The 21,071-nt window shown below is 45.4% G+C and carries 15 protein-coding genes; 8 read left to right on the top strand and 7 right to left on the bottom strand.

All coding sequences use genetic code 11. The annotated features are described in order from the left end of the window. Positions 1 to 33 precede the first annotated feature (33 nt). Positions 34 to 1,182: a diguanylate cyclase gene (locus ACMXYN_RS14735; protein ID WP_415892480.1), complete on the top strand. Its 1,149-nt coding sequence runs from the start codon at positions 34 to 36 to the stop codon at positions 1,180 to 1,182. A gap of 79 nt (positions 1,183 to 1,261) precedes the next feature. Here the strand turns inward: ACMXYN_RS14735 and ACMXYN_RS14730 are convergent, their stop codons facing one another. The 4 genes from ACMXYN_RS14730 to ACMXYN_RS14715 form a co-directional block, all read right to left on the bottom strand. After that, the gene (locus tag ACMXYN_RS14730; RefSeq protein WP_415892479.1) at positions 1,262 to 1,807 is read right to left on the bottom strand and encodes a hypothetical protein; all 546 of its coding nucleotides are present in this window, start codon (positions 1,805 to 1,807) and stop codon (positions 1,262 to 1,264) included. Positions 1,808 to 1,971: 164 nt separating this feature from the next. Further along, positions 1,972 to 2,568, bottom strand: a complete 597-nt coding sequence (locus ACMXYN_RS14725) for a membrane integrity-associated transporter subunit PqiC (protein ID WP_415892478.1) — start codon at positions 2,566 to 2,568, stop codon at positions 1,972 to 1,974. After that, positions 2,561 to 4,207, bottom strand: a complete 1,647-nt coding sequence (gene pqiB / locus ACMXYN_RS14720) for an intermembrane transport protein PqiB (RefSeq protein WP_415892476.1) — start codon at positions 4,205 to 4,207, stop codon at positions 2,561 to 2,563. The genes ACMXYN_RS14725 and pqiB overlap by 8 nt, the downstream gene beginning before the upstream one ends. 2 nt (positions 4,208 to 4,209) lie before the next feature. Further along, a complete protein-coding gene (locus ACMXYN_RS14715; protein ID WP_415892474.1) occupies positions 4,210 to 5,505 on the bottom strand; it encodes a PqiA/YebS family transporter subunit in 1,296 nt (431 codons plus the stop codon). A gap of 169 nt (positions 5,506 to 5,674) precedes the next feature. On the opposite strand from ACMXYN_RS14715, the gene ACMXYN_RS14710 reads away from it, so the two are divergent. From ACMXYN_RS14710 to ACMXYN_RS14695, 4 genes are all read left to right on the top strand, one after another. Further along, positions 5,675 to 7,153, top strand: a complete 1,479-nt coding sequence (locus ACMXYN_RS14710) for a glutamate-cysteine ligase family protein (protein ID WP_415892472.1) — start codon at positions 5,675 to 5,677, stop codon at positions 7,151 to 7,153. A 37-nt stretch (positions 7,154 to 7,190) separates the two neighbouring features. After that, positions 7,191 to 8,219 (top strand): succinylglutamate desuccinylase/aspartoacylase family protein, encoded by a 1,029-nt coding sequence (locus tag ACMXYN_RS14705; protein WP_415892471.1) that lies wholly within the window; start codon positions 7,191 to 7,193, stop codon positions 8,217 to 8,219. Between the two features lie 192 nt (positions 8,220 to 8,411). Further along, on the top strand, positions 8,412 to 10,595 hold the full coding sequence (locus ACMXYN_RS14700; RefSeq protein ID WP_415892470.1) for a putative bifunctional diguanylate cyclase/phosphodiesterase: 2,184 nt from the start codon (positions 8,412 to 8,414) through the stop codon (positions 10,593 to 10,595). 139 nt (positions 10,596 to 10,734) lie between these two features. Continuing rightward, positions 10,735 to 11,469 (top strand): glutathione peroxidase, encoded by a 735-nt coding sequence (locus ACMXYN_RS14695; protein ID WP_415892469.1) that lies wholly within the window; start codon positions 10,735 to 10,737, stop codon positions 11,467 to 11,469. A 103-nt stretch (positions 11,470 to 11,572) separates the two neighbouring features. Here ACMXYN_RS14695 and ACMXYN_RS14690 read toward each other — a convergent pair whose 3' ends face one another. The 3 genes from ACMXYN_RS14690 to ACMXYN_RS14680 form a co-directional block, all read right to left on the bottom strand. Beyond that, entirely contained in the window at positions 11,573 to 12,409 is an 837-nt protein-coding gene (locus tag ACMXYN_RS14690) for a S1 RNA-binding domain-containing protein (RefSeq protein ID WP_415892468.1), read from the bottom strand. Between the two features lie 180 nt (positions 12,410 to 12,589). Further along, complete coding sequence (locus tag ACMXYN_RS14685; protein ID WP_415892467.1) at positions 12,590 to 13,930, bottom strand: DUF1329 domain-containing protein; 1,341 nt, start codon at positions 13,928 to 13,930, stop codon at positions 12,590 to 12,592. Between the two features lie 28 nt (positions 13,931 to 13,958). Beyond that, positions 13,959 to 15,908 (bottom strand): DUF1302 domain-containing protein, encoded by a 1,950-nt coding sequence (locus ACMXYN_RS14680; protein WP_415892466.1) that lies wholly within the window; start codon positions 15,906 to 15,908, stop codon positions 13,959 to 13,961. A 282-nt stretch (positions 15,909 to 16,190) separates the two neighbouring features. Between ACMXYN_RS14680 and ACMXYN_RS14675 the strand changes: the two genes are divergently transcribed. The 3 genes from ACMXYN_RS14675 to ACMXYN_RS14665 all read left to right on the top strand — a co-directional run bounded on the left by ACMXYN_RS14675 (position 16,191) and on the right by ACMXYN_RS14665 (position 20,925). Continuing rightward, positions 16,191 to 17,249: an AraC family transcriptional regulator gene (locus tag ACMXYN_RS14675; protein WP_415882356.1), complete on the top strand. Its 1,059-nt coding sequence runs from the start codon at positions 16,191 to 16,193 to the stop codon at positions 17,247 to 17,249. Between the two features lie 207 nt (positions 17,250 to 17,456). Then, positions 17,457 to 19,235, top strand: a complete 1,779-nt coding sequence (locus ACMXYN_RS14670) for an acyl-CoA dehydrogenase (protein ID WP_415892465.1) — start codon at positions 17,457 to 17,459, stop codon at positions 19,233 to 19,235. Between the two features lie 40 nt (positions 19,236 to 19,275). Beyond that, positions 19,276 to 20,925 (top strand): electron transfer flavoprotein-ubiquinone oxidoreductase, encoded by a 1,650-nt coding sequence (locus tag ACMXYN_RS14665; protein WP_415894502.1) that lies wholly within the window; start codon positions 19,276 to 19,278, stop codon positions 20,923 to 20,925. Positions 20,926 to 21,071: the final 146 nt, after the last annotated feature.

Below are 21,071 nucleotides of genomic sequence, written 5' to 3'. Positions count from 1 at the left end.
TAAAAGGACTTTGACTGTATTGGACGTAAAGCAGTGAAAGGTTACAGAAGTTCCAATATTGGGCAGCAGTTCGGCTTGATGAGCGTATTGAGCTTAATCAGCATGTTGTTGCTCTTTTATCTTTTCTATAGCGCCTTCAGTGATACCTTCTATGAAGAGAAAAAGCAGGAGAGTCGAGACTTAACGACCTCTGCTGTCTCTATGATAGAGGGGTTCTATAAGTTGAGTCAGACCTCTGAAATGACGGAGTCGGAAGCTCAAAAACTAGCACTTTACGCATTGAAATCCTCTCGTAGTTTCCACGATGGTTATTACTGGGTGAATGACAGTCATGCGAATATGGTTATGCACCCTGAGCGTCCGGACTTAATGGGGATCAATCTGGCGAAGGTGCAGGATATCAACGGTCTTCAGTTGTTTACTGAGTTTGTTCGCGAAGCACATAAGGGGGGCGGCTGGGTCGATTATTATTGGACTAAACCCGGTGTGGAGCAGGAAGTTTTTCACAAGGTTTCCTATGTTGCTCTGTTTGAGCCCTGGGATTGGGTTATTGGTACAGGCGTTTATCTGGATGAGGTTGAAGCTAAGAACAATCGCTTATTTATCCAATCAATCGAACTAATCGTTGCTGCTTTTTTAGTGATGGCAATTGTATCGGTATTGTGGGCGAAACGGAGTACTACGCTTATTCGTGATCTTGCAATTAAAGATCCTTTAACTGGCCTCTATAGTCGCCGCTATTTAAACGAAACCGAAGGTAGTTATTTAAGCCAAGATAAGCGCAATAGGCATCAACATTTGTATGTCATGTTCTTAGATATCGATCATTTTAAGAAGCTTAACGATAACTATGGTCATCGCTTTGGAGATGACGTTCTTCATGCTGTTGGGCAAGTTTTGTTGCAGAACACTCGGCCTGAAGATCTAGCTGTTCGCTATGGTGGTGAGGAGTTCGTAATTCTCACTCTGGCGAGCGAAATGGAGCCTGTGCGTTTTCTTGCTGAGCGATTACGTGCTGAAATTAATAGTTTAGAGTTTGCTCACGAAATAGACCTGACCATTAGTGTGGGTCTTGCAGAGCGTGGGCATGAAGAGAGTATGGCCTCTGTCTTAAACCGCGCAGACCAATTCCTTTATGAAGCGAAAGAGTCTGGTCGTGATTGTGTGGTTTCAGAAAGTTAGTTAATTCTCACAATATTAGATATTAAAAAAGCAGCCTAATGAGGCTGCTTTTTTAATATCTGAGAATCGTTTTGTGACTTTAAGCCACGGTCTCAATTAGCTGTGGAAATTCAGTACCTGGATCATTTGGAATCTGATCGGCTAGTCGAGCTTGAAGGCGCTGTTGTAGTTCCTGATCTTGCTGCTCATTAGCATCTTGAGGTTCTGGTGAATTTGCAGCTGGCGCTGCTGAAAATTCAGGTTCTGCGTTGTCAGCTGGACGATTACGTAGGCCTTCTTGCAGGTCTAGCGCAGACTGAATATCGATGCCTCGGAAACTCTCAACATCTTCACCGGTTTGTTCTGCTAAGAAATTTTCGATCTGTTGCTGTTGCGCTGCTTGGTCAATAGCAGGTTCGGCATTATTCGCACGATTCGTTCGTGTTTCTAGGCCGTTATCAACATTTTGGACTTGGCTTGTTTGTGGCAAGTCTTGATTAAGTTGCACCTGACCACCCGGCTCAGTACCTAGCGGAGCATTCACGGCTAAACCGTTACCCGCTGATTGAGCAGTAGATTCTGGGCCTGCTCCTCTTGGGGAGATAAGCGATTGTGCAGTGCCTAAGGCTGAAATGTTGTTTTCCATAATGCTGACCAAATTTCTGTGTTCTTGAAACAGATGTTCTTAAAACAAATGCTCTTAAAGCAAACTACGTACAGAGTTAGTCATTATAGCTGAGAATTGGTTCCCGTGTTGTGAAGCTTATTCATAATTTATGTCGAGATTATTTAAACCTGTCATTTTATCGACTAACGCTTTGCTAGATGCTGCTGTAAATAAGCGGCTTGCTGTTCAGCAAGGTTCGACAATAAATTCTGTAGCTCTCTGACCAACGCGCTATAACCGGGTTTTTCCAGCGGCTGCTTTAGATTAAAGCGATAAGTGCTGATTACTTGCTCATCTTGTTTGATTTGCCAGTGCCCGCTTAAGACTGCTTCACCGCTTTCTGTGCCATGAAACTGATCTATTTGGGTGGCAATGCTGTAGTTCCAATCACTGTTGCGGCCGAGGGAACCATCGTCAACACGACTGTTACTTAGCTGTTGATCAAGTTCGTTGTGTAATACGCGGGTAATCGCTTGATCGGGTTGTTCCGCCCAAAGGTGTTGATTAGCAATACGAATATGGTTTTCGCGAGTGAGCAGAGCAATCCCCGGTGTATTGATATATGGGGCCACTTTAACCGGCTTAATCCCAATCACTTGTTGGTAGGTTTCTTTTACATAACTCTGACTATCGCTGCTAAGAAGATAGTACTGACTCTGTGGATTGCGGCCTTGGGATACGCAACCACCTAAAACACCCAGCATAATCAGGCAGCCAAAAAGGTGCATAGTTTTATTCATTAGGTTGGCCTCCTGGGATTGGGTCCGCGCTTTTGGGAGCATCAAAAATAAGCGCATTAGGTTTTTCATCCAGTGTTTTGAGTACCGGTTGAAGCTGTTTTAGCGTTTGCTGCAGCGTATCTAATGAGCGGTTCATCTCTTGGTAGAGCTCGCTTTGTGGGGCGATCCCTTTTGCAGCTAAGCGAACTTCTTTTAATGTCGCTTTTAACTCTTCTGGTAGGGCTTGGGTGTTGTTATTACGCACCAAAGCTTCAATCTCTTTCAAAGTACCATTCAGTTGTTTAATCGCTTTTTCAGAGGTGTTCAGCGTTGAATCTAGTTGAGAGATGAGTGGTTCAACCTGCAACTGTTCGATCTTGCTGAGTACTGCGCTGAGTTTGTTCTCTAATTGTGCAAAGCCACCTGATACGGTTGGAATCACAGGGTAGCCATCAAACTCGATAAGGTTCGCTGTTTGCTCTTCGGGGTAAAGGTCGAAATCGACAAATAGACTGCCCGTAATTAGATTGCCGGATTTGAGGCTAGCGCGCATACCTTGTTGTATCCAAAAACGCAGTTTTTCATGAGCATTATGTAATACGTCTTCGTCATCGTCATAACCTAAACGTCCCGGTTCTAGACGAATAATCACCGGAATACGCGGGTCCGATTCACCCGTTATTTCAGAGATCTGGAAAGGAATACGTTCAACTGTACCTATACGTACTCCGCGAAATTCAACCGGTGCACCGGGAACTAAGCCACGGACTGTTTGATCGAACAACAGTAGGTATTCATTGTAAAAGGCATAAGGTTGCTCTTTGACGCTCTCGAAGTCAGGATAAAGTTGATAACGATCACCATCAGCAGCTGCTTGGCCTTTGCTATCGCCATCAATTACATCAAATGTCACTCCACCTGCTAGAAGGGTATCCAAAGTGCCGGTTTGCACATTCACGCCATCAGCCGAGAGATTGAGGTTGATACCGCTCATATTCCAGAAACGACTATCTGTTGTTACGAGTTGATCATAAGGTGCTTGGATAAATAGATCGTATACCGCTTGCTTAGCTTGAGTGTCGAAGGTTAGTTGCTCAATACGACCGACCGGGAAACCACGGTAGATCACCGTATCACCCACGCTGAGCGAGTGAGCATTATCGCTGATCAGTTGCAGTCTTAAGCCTGGCTCTGATGCTGAGGTGACAGGCGGCTCTTCTAAACCTGTGTACTTCGTTGTTTTCTGTTTACCTTCACCGGGGCTCATCTCTATATAAGCGCCCGATAGCAATGTACCTAGGCCACTCACGCCACCAGTGCCTACACGGGGGCGAACCACCCAAAAGCGGGTGTTATTTAGAAGGAGTGCTTCAGCTTCGGGCTCGATCCGTGCTTTAACTAAAACGTTGCCATCGGCGTAATTTAGTTGGACTGATTCGACCTTGCCTACCTCTACACTTCTAACCTTAATCTTGGTCTTACCTGCTTCTATGCCATCAGCAGTAATAAAGGTAATGCTTACCAACTGACCACGGTTAGCCCAATCCTGATAGATCATCCAGCCGCCCAGAAGCAGAGCGATCAGTGGCAATATCCAGATGCTGGAAATAGTGCGTTTAGCGCTGATAACCGGGGTAGGGTCTGTTTTCGAAGTAGACATAATTAAGTTGCGTCGTCCATTAAGTCGGTCAGAGGTTCTTGTCCATGATTGATGGCGCGTATTTCTGTGTCACTCAGGTTATCCCATATTAAGCGGGGGTCAAAGCTGATCGCCGATAACATAGTTAAAATCACCACGCTGGCGAAAGCGATGGTAGCAATGCCGGGTTGGATACTGACTAGCCCGCCTAATTGTACCAGTGCAACTAAAACCGCGACGACGAAGACATCGATCATCGACCAGCGACCAATCAGTTCAGTGATGCGATACATCCACATCCGTTCAGTTAATTTGTGCTGATGTCCTGCTTGGACACTATAAGCTAGCCAAAAGATCATTAGCATTTTAGCAATCGGAACCAAAACACTAGCGATAAAGACCACCAGTGCGATTGGGTAAGAACCATGCTGCCAGAGCAAAACCACTCCGCCCATAATAGTGCTGGGATCTTCCGAACCTAATAGGGTGGTATTCATGATTGGATAGATATTTGCCGGTAGATAGAGAATCACGGCAGTAATTAAGTACGCCCAAGTTTTCTGCATGCTGTAGGGAATGCGTGGATGCAGTTTACTTTCACAGCGTCGGCAATTTTGTGTATCCGTTGGGTGGAGCAGATCACAATGATGACAACTGATCATGTCTTGCTTTAAAGCACTGCCTTCTGACACTTGTATTTTTGTGCGTTCAATCCCAGCGCAGTGATCTAGTTGATGCCACAACTGCAATTTGTCGACGGAGGTGATTGTTGCAATTAGGCAGATCGCAAATAGCACGTAAGCCCAAAACGACATCCCTATGACTAAATCCGCCATCCCCGCGATTTTAACCAAACTTACCAACACGCCGATAAGAAAAACTTCCGCCATGCCCCAAGGATGCAGGGTAAACAGTAGCCGCGTGACTTGATACATCCAACGCCGACTATGCTTGAGCTTTAACGGAATAAGAATGGCCAAGTAAGCACTCAGCAGCAGGGCAGGAATCAAAATAATAAAGCAGAGCAGTAATAAGGCCAGTATGGGGAAACCTAACTGAAGTAGGTCGAACCCGCTCTGTGCTAGAGAGACTTCCTGTTCGCGTCCTTGGGATTGAAAGGCTAAAAACGGAAATGGCAGCGATAGAAATAGAAAAATCAGTGCGCTAATGGCAAACGCGATAGCACGATCAATACTGTTGGGTACTTTCGCTGTCAGTTGATGTCCACAACGTCGGCAGTGTGCTTTTAATCCGGGTGATAGATCAGGGATCTCCTGAATCAGGTCACAGCAGTGGCAGGCAATTTTTTCTACGGACATTGAAAATTATCAGCTCAATCTGATGGTTTCTTTGATTTTACCCTAAACGCTTTCATCTGCGAATTTCCTAATATCTTCATAAATTTGGTGCTAATCGGTTCAGATTGGTAGGAATGGGCAGAGCTAGCTAATCTTAAAGGGATTGAATGAACTTTTCCTGAAGGGGCTTATGGGACAAGAAATTAGTTCTCATAAATTTAGTGAGCAGGCTTACAGCCAATTCAGAACGCGTTTAATGGAAAATCTAGACGGGCTGAAGTCGATGTTGCATCGGCCCGGTTTTGGTTGTGGGCCTTCATCCTTAGGCGCTGAGCTGGAGTTATATCTGGTAGATCAGCATGCAAGGCCGCTAAGTTTAAATCGCGAAGTGATTGATCGTAGCGGCCATAAGCAACTAGCGCTGGAGTTGAATCGCTTTAATCTCGAATACAACTTAAAGCCGGTTGGCGCGGCTGGCACTCCGTTCAGTCAGATGGAACAGGAGATGGTCAGTGCCATCGAATTAATAAATCATCATTTGGCTGCGGAACAAGGGCAAGCGTTGCCCATAGGTATTTTACCGACGTTAAAGCGCAGTGATTTTGGTTTAAAAGCGCTCACCGATGAATCACGTTTTTACGCGTTGACCCAAGCGCTACAAAAGCTGCGGGGCAGAATGTTCTGTATCAAGATAGAAGGTGATCCTCCTATTTCACTGCGTTCTCGAGATGTTTCTTTGGAAGGAGCGAATAGCTCCATGCAGGTTCATTTTCGTGTCAGCCCAGAGCGTTTTGCTTGTACGTTTAATGCCCTTCAGCTCGTTACACCTGTAGTAGTTGCTTTGGCGGCGAACTCACCGTTTATGTTGGGGCATAAATTATGGCATGAGACACGCATTCCCTTGTTTAGACAGGCGATAGATGGGCGCTCCCATGAAGAGTGTGATCGAGGCATCCCTTCCCGTGTCGATTTTGGTAACGGTTGGGTTCGTGAGGGGGCTTATGAGCTATTTGCAGAGATGGTGCATCTACATGAGCCGATACTGCCGGTAATTGGTGACGAAGATACCCTAGAGATCATAAAAAATGGTGATGTCGCTACATTACAAGAGTTATGCCTTCATGCCGGTACGGTCTGGCCTTGGAATAGGCCAGTTTATGATCACAAAGAGGGAGGGCATTTGCGGATTGAGCTTAGGGCTTTACCCGCTGGGCCGACGCCTTGTGATATGGCCGCGAATGCAGCTTTTGCATTAGGAGTTGCCAAAGGACTGCAGGAGCAGATGGATGAAATTATCCCTGCAATGCCATTTAGTGTGCTGGTTAAGAACTTTTATTTGGCAGCTGAAAAAGGTCTGCAGGCGGAGCTAATGTGGCCGGTGTTAAGCCAGGCAGGTGGGCTTAAAAAGTTAAGTATTGCTGAGATCGTTCAGGAGCTACTGCCCGTTGCTTATACTGGGTTAAATGCCTTGGAGATTGATCCGCAAGAACGGGATCATTATCTAGCTGTGATTAAAGAGCGCGTTGATACAGGTATCACAGGAGCCTTCTGGCAATTGCGTGAATACCAGCGGTTATATAAAAAATTAAATCACAAGCAAGCGCTTACTCAGATGGTGCAGCGTTATATGACGTTGTCGGCCACTAATGAACCAGTAGTGAGATGGTAGCTATTGTAGAGGTGCTTTATATGGAAGGGCATAGGGTATGAGAACGTTGATAAATCCTACTTCTGAGCAACTATTGGAAAGCCCAGAAGCGTTCTTAAAAGAGATGGGCGAAGCGGTGATGATCTATGTCGAAGGGGAGCGGAGCGAACGTACCCGTGGTTTAGTGACCCTATTGCATGGAAATGAACCCTCTGGCCTGAATGCACTGCATAAATGGTTAAAGAAGGAGCAAAAGCCGCTGTTTAATCTGCTTTGTTTTATACCCTCTGTTCCTGCAGCTATTTTGGAACCTATGTATAAAAACCGCGTATATCCAGGGCAGCGGGATATGAACCGTTGTTTCTTCCCGCCTTTTACGGATGAGCCGGGACAGCTTGCCGAAGAGATCTTAGAACTGTTTGAAGATTATCAGCCCGAGTGCATCCTCGATATCCATAACACTTCAGGGCACAGTCCTGATTTTGGTGTGGTGACCTATGTCAGTGAAGCGCATGAAGCACTCGTTTCTCTTTTTAGCGAGCGTTTGGTAGTCACTGATCTGCGATTAGGCGCGTTGATGGAGCGTAGTACGCGTCGTTGTCCAGTTGCAACAATCGAGTGTGGCGGAGCAAAAGACCACACAGCCAATCAAATTGCGTGGCAAGGCTTACAAAAGTTTCTCTATCAAGAGGAGGTGATGCAGTTAGAGCATGGTCACCATCTAGATCTTTACCGCCAGCCAGTTCGCTTAGAGCTGCGACCGGAAACGATAATCGCTTTTGCAGATAGTTATGTGATCGGGACCGATCTGACTGTACCCACACATTTAGATGAATTTAATTTTGGCGCAGTGGAGCGTGGCACTTTAATCGCTTGGTTAGGGGGAGGGACTTGCCAGCAGAATTTGAAAGTTCACGATGCTGAGGGAGCGGATGTTTTCGCTCGCTTCTTTGAGATTAAAGGTAACCTGCTTGTCACAGCTCAGCCGCTGAAGCTCTTTATGATTACTACAAGGCCTGATATCGCCCTGAGTGATTGCTTGTTGTATGCCGCAGCTGAAACAGAGCATGAGGTCGTTGATACCTAACTATTTGAAAATGTTAATTAACTTGCAATGTGAGTGGTCGTTCAAATATGATTGCTGACGTTATATCAGTCAGCTTTAATCTATTTATTATGCGGCGGTAAAGCTGTATAACTAAGGTCTTATAATGTCTGCTGAATAGTCGCGTCTCACTAAAGCGTGATTATTTGATTGTATAGAGAGCTTGTATTACTCATGATGCACCGGATTTTAAAGTCGCTAACACAAAAGCCTTTCGCGTTTTCTGCGATTGTCTTTGGTGTGGTGATGCTGGTGTCGGCTTTCTTTGTGAGCCATGAATTTGAGCGTATTCGCGAAAATATAAAACAGCAAGCATTTGTAAACCTCTTGACCTTAGGGGCCCGCTTAGAGGGTGAAGTCAATGCTCACCTCGTGGTTTTACGAGGGCTACGAGCCGAGGTCGCAATCAATTCTGATATCAATCAGGGTGAATTTTCTCGCCTTGTTGAAGAGTATCTCCAGACAAAACTCAGTATCAGGCATATTGCCTTAGCGCCGGGTTTAGTGATCACTAATATCCACCCCTTCAAAGGTAATGAAGCCGCGTTAGGGCTTGATTATAGAGAGCTTCCTGATCAGTTGCCTGCTGTAATGGAATCGATCAAGCGCAATGACATTATCCTTTCCGGCCCGGTAAACCTTATTCAAGGAGGCACAGCCCTAATAGCAAGAGTGCCTGTGTTTATAGGCGAAGATCGAAACATGCTTTGGGGTATAGTTTCTGCGGTGATCGATGATGAAGATTTATTGCAAAAAGCAGGGATTGATATTCGCCTTTGGGGCAATGATATAGCGCTCAGAGGTAGTGATGGCTTAGGTGTTGATGGTGCAGTGTTCTTTGGTAATAAGGAAACTTTCCATCCTGATGCGGTCACGGTCGATGTCATATTGCCATTGGGGCGTTGGCAGTTAGCTGCGTATCCGAAAGGTGGATGGCAGGTTAAAAACAGGCAAGTTCTGGGTTATTGGTTGATTAGCTTGTTGGTCAGCTTTGTTTTGGCGATGGGTACTTATTTAATTGCTATAAATTATCGTGAAAAACTGCAAGCGATTGAAACAGCGAACTATCGTGCCAACTACGATGCTTTAACGGGTCTGTCGAATCGTTACCACTTCAGTCAGCAGCTTCAAGCAATGATTTATGACCATCAACGTCATAATCACATGTTTGCGCTGTTCTTTATCGATCTTGATTACTTTAAAGAGGTAAATGATAACTGGGGACATCATACCGGTGATGAGCTGTTACGCCTTTTTGCTGGTCGTATGAGGAGTATTGTTCGTAGTGATGATCTTCTCGCGCGTTTAGCGGGTGATGAGTTCGTTATCATTCTACGTGATATCGAATCGGCAACTCAGGCAGAGTTGCTCGCCGAAAAGCTGCAGATGGAGCTAGGTGAGCCTTATCTAATTGACGGCCAGTACCTCTCGGTTACTCATAGTTTAGGTATCGCTATGTATCCCGAAGATGGTCAAAGCATGCAGCCGCTACTACAGAATGCTGACCGTGCGATGTACGCAGCAAAACGTGCGGGTAAAAACAGAATATTCTTCTTTAATGACGCGTTGAGTCAGGAAGTAAAACAGCATGTTCAGACGCATAACGAAATATTGGCAGGTTTGCGTGAAGGACAGTTTGAGCTCTATTTACAGCCGATTGTTGCTTTAGGAACGCAAGAAATTGCTAAATGCGAGGCGCTTGTGCGTTGGATTCACCCAGCTAAAGGTGTTGTGTCACCTGCAGAGTTTATACCAGTTGCAGAACAGACCGGTGCTATCCGTAGTCTAGGTGAATGGATCTTAGATGAAGCATGTCATCTGTCTGACAAGTTCAAGCAGGTAGGTATCGATATGCAGATATCGATTAACCGTTCTGTAGCAGAATTCTTCCCGAAGGACGCTGATAAGCGTTGGTTACAGATTATCGATAATCATGCTGTGGATCACAGCAATCTGGTATTTGAGATTACCGAGTCCTTATTGATGGAAGGTGGCGATAGTCAGTTAGATAAGATCAAACGTTTGCGTGAACAAGGTATTGCTTTCTCTATCGATGATTTTGGTACGGGGTATTCGGCGATTAACTACCTTCGTCACTATCCCGCGGATTACCTCAAGATTGATCGTAGCTTCGTTATCGATCTTTTAGACGACGAGCAGGACCGAACGTTGGTCGAAGTAATCATTAAAATGGGTCAAACCCTAGGTATCAAAGTAGTGGCTGAGGGTGTTGAAAACCAGCAACAGCTAGATATGCTTCGCGAGTTTGGTTGTGATTATGTGCAGGGGTATTTTCTTGGGCGTCCAGTACCCTTTGATCAATTCTTGGAATACCTTCCTATAGAGATTCACTCTTAATTATTAAACCGAAAATCAATCTATAGCTTTGGGCTATCGGTCGATTAGTTTTGTTTAATTATTTTTATTCAACGATTTTGCCTATATTAACTCTAACGAAACGCAAGTCATCCAGACGCGACGCATAGAGGAATAAGTCATGCTACAGAATAGCGAAGGTAAGAATATCCCAGCAGTTACTTTTCACACTCGTCAGGGGAATGAGTGGGTTGATGTAACGACTGAAGAACTTTTCAAAGGTAAGAACGTAATCGTATTCGCACTACCAGGTGCATTTACACCAACATGTTCTAGCACGCATTTGCCTCGCTACAATGAACTTGCGCCGGTATTCGCAGCAAATGGTATTGATGACATTATCTGTCTATCAGTAAACGATACATTTGTAATGAACGCTTGGGCTGAAGATCAGCATGCAGACAATATTACTTTTATCCCAGACGGTAACGGTGAGTTCAGTGACGCGATGGATATGTTGGTTGATAAAGACAACCTAGGTTTTGGTAAGCGTTCTTGGCGTTACTCCATGCTAGTGAAAGATGGTGTGATCGATAAGATGTTTATTGAGGCTGATCTTCCAGGCGACCCGTTTGAAGTATCTGATGCAGACACCATGTTGGATTACATCAATCCGCAAGCGGAACAGCCAAAACGTGTAACAGTATTGAGCAAGCCGGGTTGCCCTCACTGCACACGTGCTAAAAAAGCGCTAACTGACAGTGGTTACAAGTACGAAGCGATTGAGCTAGGTAGCCATGGAGTGAGTTTCAGCACGCTACAAGCGGTTTCAGGCCATGGTACAACGCCGCAGATCTTCATCGATGGTGAATTGATTGGAGGTGCTGATGACCTTGAAGCGTGGTTGAAGGGATAAGCCGACGTTTTTAGAAAAATTACGGATGAACAGGAGAAACAAAAAAGCCGTAGCAGATCTGCTACGGCTTTTTCATTTTCTCTTATTTTTTATTAAGAGGCGTTTAATCCTTTAAGCGTAAGCCGCCGGGCTCAATGGTGATTTTGCCCTGTTTTAACAAAGCGCCAACCGCCATTTTGAAAGCTTTTTTACTAATCCCAAAGTGTTTGTAAATAATTTCTGGGGATGATTTGTCGTTGATGGTGATAAAGCCTTCCTGCTCATCCATCATATCTAGGATCTGTTGAGCGGTATCAACCACCTTGCTGTATCCCGGCTTTTGCATGGAAAGGTTAATCTTGCCGTCCGCGCGTACTTCTTTGATGTAACCTTTAAATTTTTGGCCAGGGTAAACCGTTTTCAATACATCGCTACGGAAGATCAGGCCCCAGTGCTCGTGGTTAACAATCGCCTTTTGGCCTAGGTCAGTACGATTTGCAATGACCAGCTGCACCTCTTCTCCCGCTTTGTAGCTAGCAGGGGTCTTATCCAAAAATTTATCTATCTTGGTGGATGCCACAATACGGTTGGTGTTCTTGTCTAGATATAGACGGACTAGGTAGCGTTTACCTACCTCAACAGGGCGGTTCTTCTGCTCGCTGTAAGGCAGTAATACATCTTTGGGAAGGCCCCAATCTAAAAATGCGCCTACATCGTTTATCTCAGATACTGGCAGCATAGCAAACTCATCGACAATGGCTTTCGGAGTTTCCGTGGTCGCGATCAGATAATCGTCGGTATCTAGATAGATAAATACGCGGATGCTGTCGCCGACTTCTAAATCTTCTGGACAGTAACGTTTAGGTAGAAGTATTTCGCCTAGTTCACCTGCATCCAGATAAACGCCAAAATCTTTCTCTTTGATTACTTCCAGAGTGTTGTATTTGCCGATAGCGGCCATGGGAAAACCTTTCGATAATGAGTAGATGGAGCAGCATCGCTGCTAAGCACAGTATTATCCTAGTCCATCGCGCAATATAAAAGCTCTAAAACGAAAAAAGCCTCCTTAAAAAGGAGGCTTTCTGCGTATCAGAATAAGATAGGATTATTCGTTTACGCTACTTGCTTGCATGGACCGGGTTTATTTACCCATGCGGCGGATCGCCTGCGGGGTAAAATCTTTATGTTTAAAGCGTTGGCTAAAGTCGAATCCATTACCTTCTTCGTTGGTCAAACTACCCACAAGGTAACGACCAGATTGAAGATCATAGAGCGCTTCAGCAGTAAGCCAAGGCACATTTACATCACGGTATTGGAATTGGTGGGATTCACCTACGCGCCATAGTTCACCACGACCGTCGTAGTGATCGACTACCGCAATCTGCCAGCTATCTTCATCGATGTAGAACGTACGCTTAGCGTAGATGTGACGTTCACCATCTTTAAGCGTTGCTTCTACTTTCCACACGCGATGAAGTTCGTAACGCGTTAGTTCTGGATTCATATGGCCAGGTTGAAGGATATCTTCATACTTTAATCCACGATCAGCTAGCTTGAAGCTGTTGTATGGAATATAAAGCTCCTGTTTGCCAACAAGGTTCCATTCGTAGCGATCTGGTGCACCGTTGAAGAGGTCGAGGTTATCGGTCGTACGTTGTCCATCACTGGCAGTGCCCGGTGCGTCATATGCTATTTGTGGCGCGCGACGAACACGACGTTGACCTGCATTGTAAGTCCAAGCCTGACGAGGTTGTGCAATCTGATTCATCGTTTCATGAACGAGTAGCACGTTGCCGGTTAGGCGAGACGGTGCTTTAACTCGCTGTACAAAGTAGAACAGGATGTTGTCATCTTTTTTAGCGTCAGAACCGCCTTCTAAAGCGCTCGGCCAAGACATCTTTTCGTTAATTTTTACAGCTGTAAAATTGCCGTTAGCTTGCACAGGTACTTGCACAAACGTCCTTTCCAATGCACCACCACGATAGCGAGTCATATGGTTCCAGATAACTTCTAAACCGTTTTCTGGGATTGGGAAAGGAATTGCCGTTTCAAAGCCTGATAGGCCATTGCCACCATCGGTTAGTTCTGCGCTGGATGCATTCTGTTTTGCTGCAGCATAAACATCTGCTGGTAATGCGGCTGTTCGATGGGTTGGGTACACAGGGATCGAGTAACTATCAGCATACTTCTTCAACATCGCCATCTGGCCGGGTGTAAGATTATTCTTGTACTGATCAGCATTGGCAGCAGTGATTGTGAATAGTGGCTTTTCGCTTGCAAACGGATTGCTGTATCGATCAGAACCACTTTCTAAACCACCGGTCCATGCCGGAATCGTACCTGCTGCATTACCCGCTTTTTCCGCACCGATAGGAGTCAGTTGATTGCCCAATTGAGCTACCTGCTCAGGCGTTGCGGCATAAACGCTTGCCGAGGCAAAAAGAATCGCCGAACTCAGCAGAAGTTTTTTGGTATTGAACATAGTGTATATCTCCATTTATCTGCTGATCTTAGAAAGAAACGGACGCGCTAATTGATAGGAAATCACGGTCTTCAATAGAGTTAAAATCTCCACCGAAGAAGTCGGTATAAGAAAGCTGAACACGGTATTTATTCAGGTAATCAGCGGTCAGGCTCAAACCAAGTGTTTTCTCATCTTCATTAAATGCTGCACCTGGTTGAGGGCCATAACCTTCTAAACCGTGCTTAAAGCTGATTTGTGGTGTTAGGTTTACACCGGCAAAAGCGTTTGGATAGTTCAGGTTAGCACGCAAAACGTAACCGTAAGAGTCTTGAGTTACGAAACCATCGGTATCGCCTGCAGCATAGCCAAATGCACCGTTACGGCCGTATTTAAGCGCGTTGGCACTCTCGTCCAAGCCGTGTACGTGCGTCCAAGCTAATTCACCCACCATGGTTAAGCGACTAGCGCCGAGTACTTGATCGTAGAATTTGACAAAGCTAGTTTGAACTTGGGTTACATCAAGCTCGCTATAGCCATAAATAGTCCCGTTTTGTCCCGCATCAGCTACTAATGCATCTGCTGCAGTATTTCCTGAACCACCTGCATGTTGTTGTAAAATAGCTGCGACCAGTAGGGGGCCATTGATCTGAATTGGCACATCACGTTTGTGGCTAATTTCACCTGACCAGGCAATATCGCCGATATTGGTGTTAAAACTTAAACCAATCATCTCGATATCTTCTGGATAACTTGTAAAGTAGGTTGTATCTACAAGGGTACTAATTCCTGCAAGTTGCCCTGCTTGAGCTGCCGCAGCTGCCCCTGCTGCTTGCGCATCGGCAAGGCTTCCTCCAGCTCCTAATACTGCTGCCGCAGCTGCGTTTCCGGCCGCAGTACCTGCTGCTGTCGCCGTTGCACCAAACGTAGCAGCATCTGTGCTTGTATTTACGGCACTAGTGACCGGTAAACGACTATGATACTTGGCAAAGTAAAGTCCAAACTCGGTGTTGTTGAGGTTCTCAGCGAAATAGCGAGCAGAGAAACCAAACTGGCCATCATCATCCGCTTCTCTGCGGCCTTCCTCGTCACGATAAATTACAGGGTCAAAACCTATAGAAGGACCTGAGATTGACGGATTGTAATATTGTTGATCGGTAAGGGGGAGAGGAACTCGGATGCCATTACAGCCTTCGGCGGCAAAGTCGATATTTGAAAAGTAAGTACCGCAACCATCTACAGCGGTAGGTTCCCATTCAAGCTGATAGAAGCCTTCAATACTCAAATTATCTGTTAGACCGAAAGATGCAAAAGCCATATTTACAGGGAGTAGGCCTTCTTTTACTTCGGCGCCAGGACGACGGAAAGCGTTAACATCAATCGGATTGATGGAATTTAAACCGCCCTGAACAAAGGTGCTTTCACCCCAGTTAACTACCTGTCTACCGATACGCACATCTAATGGTTTATCGCCAATATCAAATCCGCCATACCAATAGGCATCGAGTACTTCAAAGCCGGAGAATTTGGAAAAATCATTAAAGCCTGAATCTTCTAGATCTGCATCAGGCGAATAAAGATTTGCAGCGTGACCGTGCGGACGGGACCCGCCGGCAAGTTCTGCGTCATACCAGTATTTTGCGCGGGCAAATACACCCATATTTTCGTAACTAAGTTCGAGGTCGTGGATACCTTTTACGATCTGAGAAAAGGTTTCTCCTTTATCGAAATTCTGGTTGCCATCGTCGTAACTACCAGAGCCAGAGCTTAATCCTCCATTGGGGACCGAAATCAGATTTTGGTCAGCGTCATCCATACGCCAACTGGCTCCCATTGATATCTGAGAGTCAAAACGACCTTCAATATCACCCAGATTAAATTCAATTGCTTGAGCCTGATTTATGCCTACTGCACTACCAATCAGTAACGGCAGTAGTTGGCGCGTAAACACCGAGGATGGTTTTTTGCTGCGACGCAAAATCCGGTTTTTTGTTGCCATTTCGTTCACCTAGCGTTGTTATTTTTTTAAGGCGCAAATTTTGTTTTCTATCTAAATCCATTGCTTCTACCCTGTAGGTTTATAAAACGGGCTCTACAGAGTAGTTACAGAATCTTTAACACTATCCATGTTCACTGGGTTAATGAAATCTCTCAATAACAATTGAGGGCAAAGTTATTAACAAAATAGTTCGTTGGCTTGAAATTATTAACATAATAGTTCATGAATAAGAAAGGGAAGTGCGTTTCATCAAAAAATAAGAACAAAATAGGTTAGAGAATCATGGAGCGTAAAATAACCGTACCTGCAGGGTACGTCCGTCACTTATTGCAATTAGTTGAAGAGCAAGGCTTCAGTGTTGAACAGCTGCTGACCCATGTCGGGATCGATCCGGCTGAAATTGGTAACCAAACTGAGTTTCCAGCGGATAAATTTGGCTTGCTCTATCAACGTATCTATTACATCGCGCAAGACGAATATTTCGGAATGTTGAGTGGTGGTAAGGTGCCAAATGGTACCTTCCGCATGATGTGTCATTGCTTGATTCACTGTACAACGCTTGAGAAAGCGATCTACCGTGCCAGTGATTTTCATGAGATCTGTCGCGGCACAAAAGTTAAACCCTATCTGGTACGCAAAGGACGTTTTGCCAAGGTTTCGTTTACCACAACCGACGCGGCTGAAGTCTCTATGGAAGAGATTTTAAAAGACGAAATTCCAGGGCGTATTCGAACCTCACTATCGATGTGGCAGCACTTTTTGTGTTGGTTGATTGGTAAAAGGTTAGAGCTTAAAGCAGCCTATTTTTCCTTTGCTGAGCCAGATGATGTGGCGCAATACAAAACCCTTTTTCAGTCAGAAGTTAAATTCGATCAGCATGATAATGCCATTGTTTTTCCTGCACGCTATTTGGATTTTCCGATTGTTCAAACGCCTGAAACTTTGCGTAGTTTCTTAAAAACTGCCCCTTATCAGTTGATAGTGATGGTGGATGATGACACCAGTTTGAAGTCCCAAGTAGTGGCTTTGATTGGTAAGGACTTTAGTCAGGATCTGCCAAGTGCTGAAGAGGTGGCGTATCGACTGCATATGTCAGTATCGACACTGCGACGTAGGTTGTTAGAAGAAGATACTTCTTATCAAAAGATCAAAGACGAGTGTCGCAAGTTGGCTGCGCTTAACTATATGAATTCCCCACAGTTATCGATCAATGATGTTGCAGGGTTGATGGGATTTGAAGAACCCTCGGCTTTCTTTAGGTCATTCAAAAAATGGACCGGTATGACCCCTGGAGAATATCGGCGCAGTGATAGCTATTGCCAGCAATTAGCTGACTCTTAATGCTTTAGATTGGCCCTATTTATAGGGCCTTTTTTGTCTTGAGAACGTTTTTGTTAGTTATTGAGGTGCGAAATGTTATTGCTGGATGTGGGCGCTGGAACGATTATGTTAATAGCATTTCCCAATGTGAATTAACGTCGAGTTATTACAATAAAAAGCCTGAGCCGATCTAAGCGGTAAGCAGGCTAAGACGGAGCAAGTTATACAATGAGCGATTATCGATACCCGTATCAGGATGGTGTTTTTGTCTTGAATGAACTGGTGGGGTTAGAACAGATTTGTCATTCAGCAGGTCTAGAAGAATTTGCTGAAGGTTTGGCTGAAGCGGTTTTAGATGAGGCTTCTAAGCTAGGCACGGAACAGCTTGCTCCTCTAAATGTTGTTGGTGATCAGCAAGGTGCAAAATTAGTTGATAACCAAGTGCAGGAAACGCCCGGTTTTTCTGATGCTTACCAACAGTTTTGTCAGGGTGGCTGGCCATCGCTAGCGGCTAACCCTGAGTTTGGCGGCCAAGGGCTGCCTAATGCACTATCTGTCGCGGTTAACGAAGTGTGGCAGTCCTCTAACTTGGCTTGGGCTTTATGTCCTCTGCTGACTCAGGGCGCGATTGAAGCGCTAGAAACTCATGGTAGCGAACAGCTACAGCAGCACTACCTGCCTAAGCTGATCAGCGGTGAGTGGACGGGCACCATGAACTTAACCGAACCTGATGCTGGTACCGACTTGGCAGCCCTGAAAACTCGTGCTGTACCAGAAGGTGATCACTACCGAATTACTGGCCAAAAGATCTTTATAACCTGGGGCGACCATCAGATGACTGAGAATATCGTTCATCTGGTATTAGCACGCTTGCCTGATGCCCCGGCCGGTGTAAAAGGGATCTCTCTCTTTGTTGTGCCTAAATTTTTGTTGGATGAAAACGGCCAAGTAACTGATCAACGTAACGATGCCTCGGCTGTGGCGCTGGAGCACAAGCTCGGTATCCACGGCAGTCCTACCTGCGTGATGAGCTTTGGTGATAACGGCGGTGCCATTGGTTACTTGGTCGGTGAGGAAAATAATGGTCTTGCTTGCATGTTTACGATGATGAACGATGCGCGCCAAGGCGTAGGCCTGCAAGGTTTAGCTATCTCGGAACGTGCTTATCAACAGGCGTTGGAATATGCCAAAGATCGTGTTCAAGGCACCTTGAGCGATGGTTCTCGCGTTACGATTATGAAGCACCCTGATGTTCGCCGCATGTTGTTGCAGATGAAATCAGGTATTCAAGCTATGCGCGCATTAACTTATGTTGCTCGCGCCGAAAGTGATCTTTGTCAGCATGCTCAAGATAGTGAACAACGCGCTAAACATCAGGCGCGAACTGATCTTCTGACACCGATTGTTAAAGGCTGGGTAACAGAGTTAGCGCAAGAGATGACCTATCTTGCGGTGCAAGTGCACGGCGGTATGGGCTTTATCGAAGAAACAGGCGCTGCACAGCACTACCGCGATGCCCGTATCTTGACGATTTATGAAGGTACTACCGGTATTCAGGCTTTAGACCTGATCGGTCGAAAAACCTTGGTAGATAGTGGTGCTGCACTCACTGATCTACTGAGCGAAATTGCTAGCGATCTTGATCAGATCTCCGAACCTGAACTGCAAGACCTAGTAAGCGCGACCCGTGATGCCCTTACGCATGCAGACGAAGCTAAAAAATGGGTATTGGAAATTGCGAGTAAAGATTCAGCTGCAGCAGGTGCAGCCAGTGTCAGCTTTATGATGCTACTTGGTTATCTTTGTGGTGGCTGGTTATCGGTTAAATCAGCCAGCATCGCCCAAACTAAGCTAAATGATCCTGAAAGTGATCAACCATTCTTAGAAAGCAAAATAGTATCGACACGCTTTTATGTAGAGCAGTTGCTACCACGTACGTCAGGTCTGTTGAGCGCAGTCATGGCGGGTGGTGATGCGGTGATGCAGCTTTCTGAAGAGCAGTTTTAAGTAGACGCCATATAGGTGAGAGAGGTGAGTTATGAGTGATATGGCGCGTGAATCGATGGAGTTTGATGTAGTCATCGTTGGAGCAGGTCCTGCTGGATTATCCACAGCTTGCCGTTTGATGCAGCAAGCTCAAGAAGCGGAAAAAGAACTAACCGTTTGTGTGGTAGAAAAAGGTTCTGAAGTTGGAGCACATATATTATCGGGCGCAGTCATTGAATCTCGCGCTCTAGATGAACTGTTCCCTGATTGGAAAGAGCAGGGTGCACCGTTAAATACGCCGGTGACCGAAGATCAAATCTTTATGCTCAAAGATGAGCAAAAAGCGACCCAAGTGCCAAACATGCTGGTTCCTAAAACTATGCATAACGACGGCAACTATATCGTCAGTTTGGGAAATTTATGTCGTTGGCTGGCAGAGCAAGCAGAGCAGCTTGGAGTGGAAATTTTCCCTGGTTTTGCCGCTGCAGAAGTTCTCTACCATGAAGATGGCAGTGTAAAAGGCGTGGCTACCGGTGATATGGGACTAACTGAGTCTGGTGAGCAGAAAGATAGTTATATGCCGGGTATGGAACTGCATGCTAAATACACGGTGTTCTCAGAAGGCTGCCGTGGGCATTTAGGTAAAGAGCTGATAGAGCGCTTTGATCTAGCAGCCGACGCTGATGCTCAACATTATGGCTTGGGTATTAAAGAGCTGTGGGATATTGATCCTGATAAGCATAAGTCCGGTTTAGTTGTGCATGGCTCAGGCTGGCCATTGAGTGATGGCGCGAGTGGCGGTTTCTTCCTCTATCACACAGAGGGTAATCAAGTGGTTGTTGGCTTGATTATCGATCTGAATTACTCCAATCCATATTTAAGCCCGTTTGATGAGTTTCAGCGTATGAAACATCATCCCGTTTTAAAGCAGTACTTAGAGGGCGGTAAGCGAGTTTCCTATGGTGCTAGGGCTATCACAAAAGGCGGCTTTAATGCTCTGCCTAAAATGACCTTCCCAGGCGGCATTATCGCTGGTTGTAATGCCGGTACGCTTAACTTCTCTAAGATTAAGGGTACGCATACGGCAATGAAGTCGGGCATGTTGGCTGCAGAAGCGATTTTCGATGAGCTAACTCAGTCCGGTGAGGGTGGTAAAGAGCTGAGCGGTTATGCGCAGAAGTTTGAATCCTCTTGGTTGTATGACGAATTATTCCGCTCACGTAACTTTGGCCCTGCGATGCATAAGTTTGGTCCATTGCTAGGTGGAGCCTTTAACTACATCGATCAGAATATTTTTGGCGGCAAAATTCCATTTACGCTGCACGATACTCATGCAGACTACGCACAACTGAAACCTGCCTCTGAGTGTAAAGAGATTAGTTATCCAAAACCGGATGGTGAAATAAGCTTTGATAAGCTAAGTTCAGTGTTCCTCTCCAATACTAACCATGAAGAAGATCAGCCTTGTCATCTTCAGCTGCAAGATGAAAGCATTCCTTTAGGTTCAAACCTATCGACTTATGCCGAACCTGCGCAGCGATATTGCCCTGCGGGAGTGTATGAAGTGGTTGAGGATGAACAGGGACAAAGATTCCAAATAAACTCGCAAAATTGTCTACACTGTAAGACCTGCGATATTAAAGATCCGGCCCAAAATATTAAGTGGGTAGTCCCAGAAGGTATGGGCGGACCAAATTATCCAAATATGTAGTTTGTAGAAATCCGGTGAGGCGTGTTTATCCGGTTGTTTTTTAATCGTTTCTGGTTAATCTTTGGTCGAATTTCCAGATATGAAAAAAACTTTGAGAAATAATCAGTTTTTTTGAAAAAACAGTACGTAATTAGTTGACACAAAAA

Origin of the sequence: Neptuniibacter sp. PT8_73, assembly GCF_047778045.1 — a bacterium.
GTDB lineage: Bacteria > Pseudomonadota > Gammaproteobacteria > Pseudomonadales > Balneatricaceae > Neptuniibacter.
This window is presented reverse-complemented; position numbering and strand designations above follow the sequence as displayed.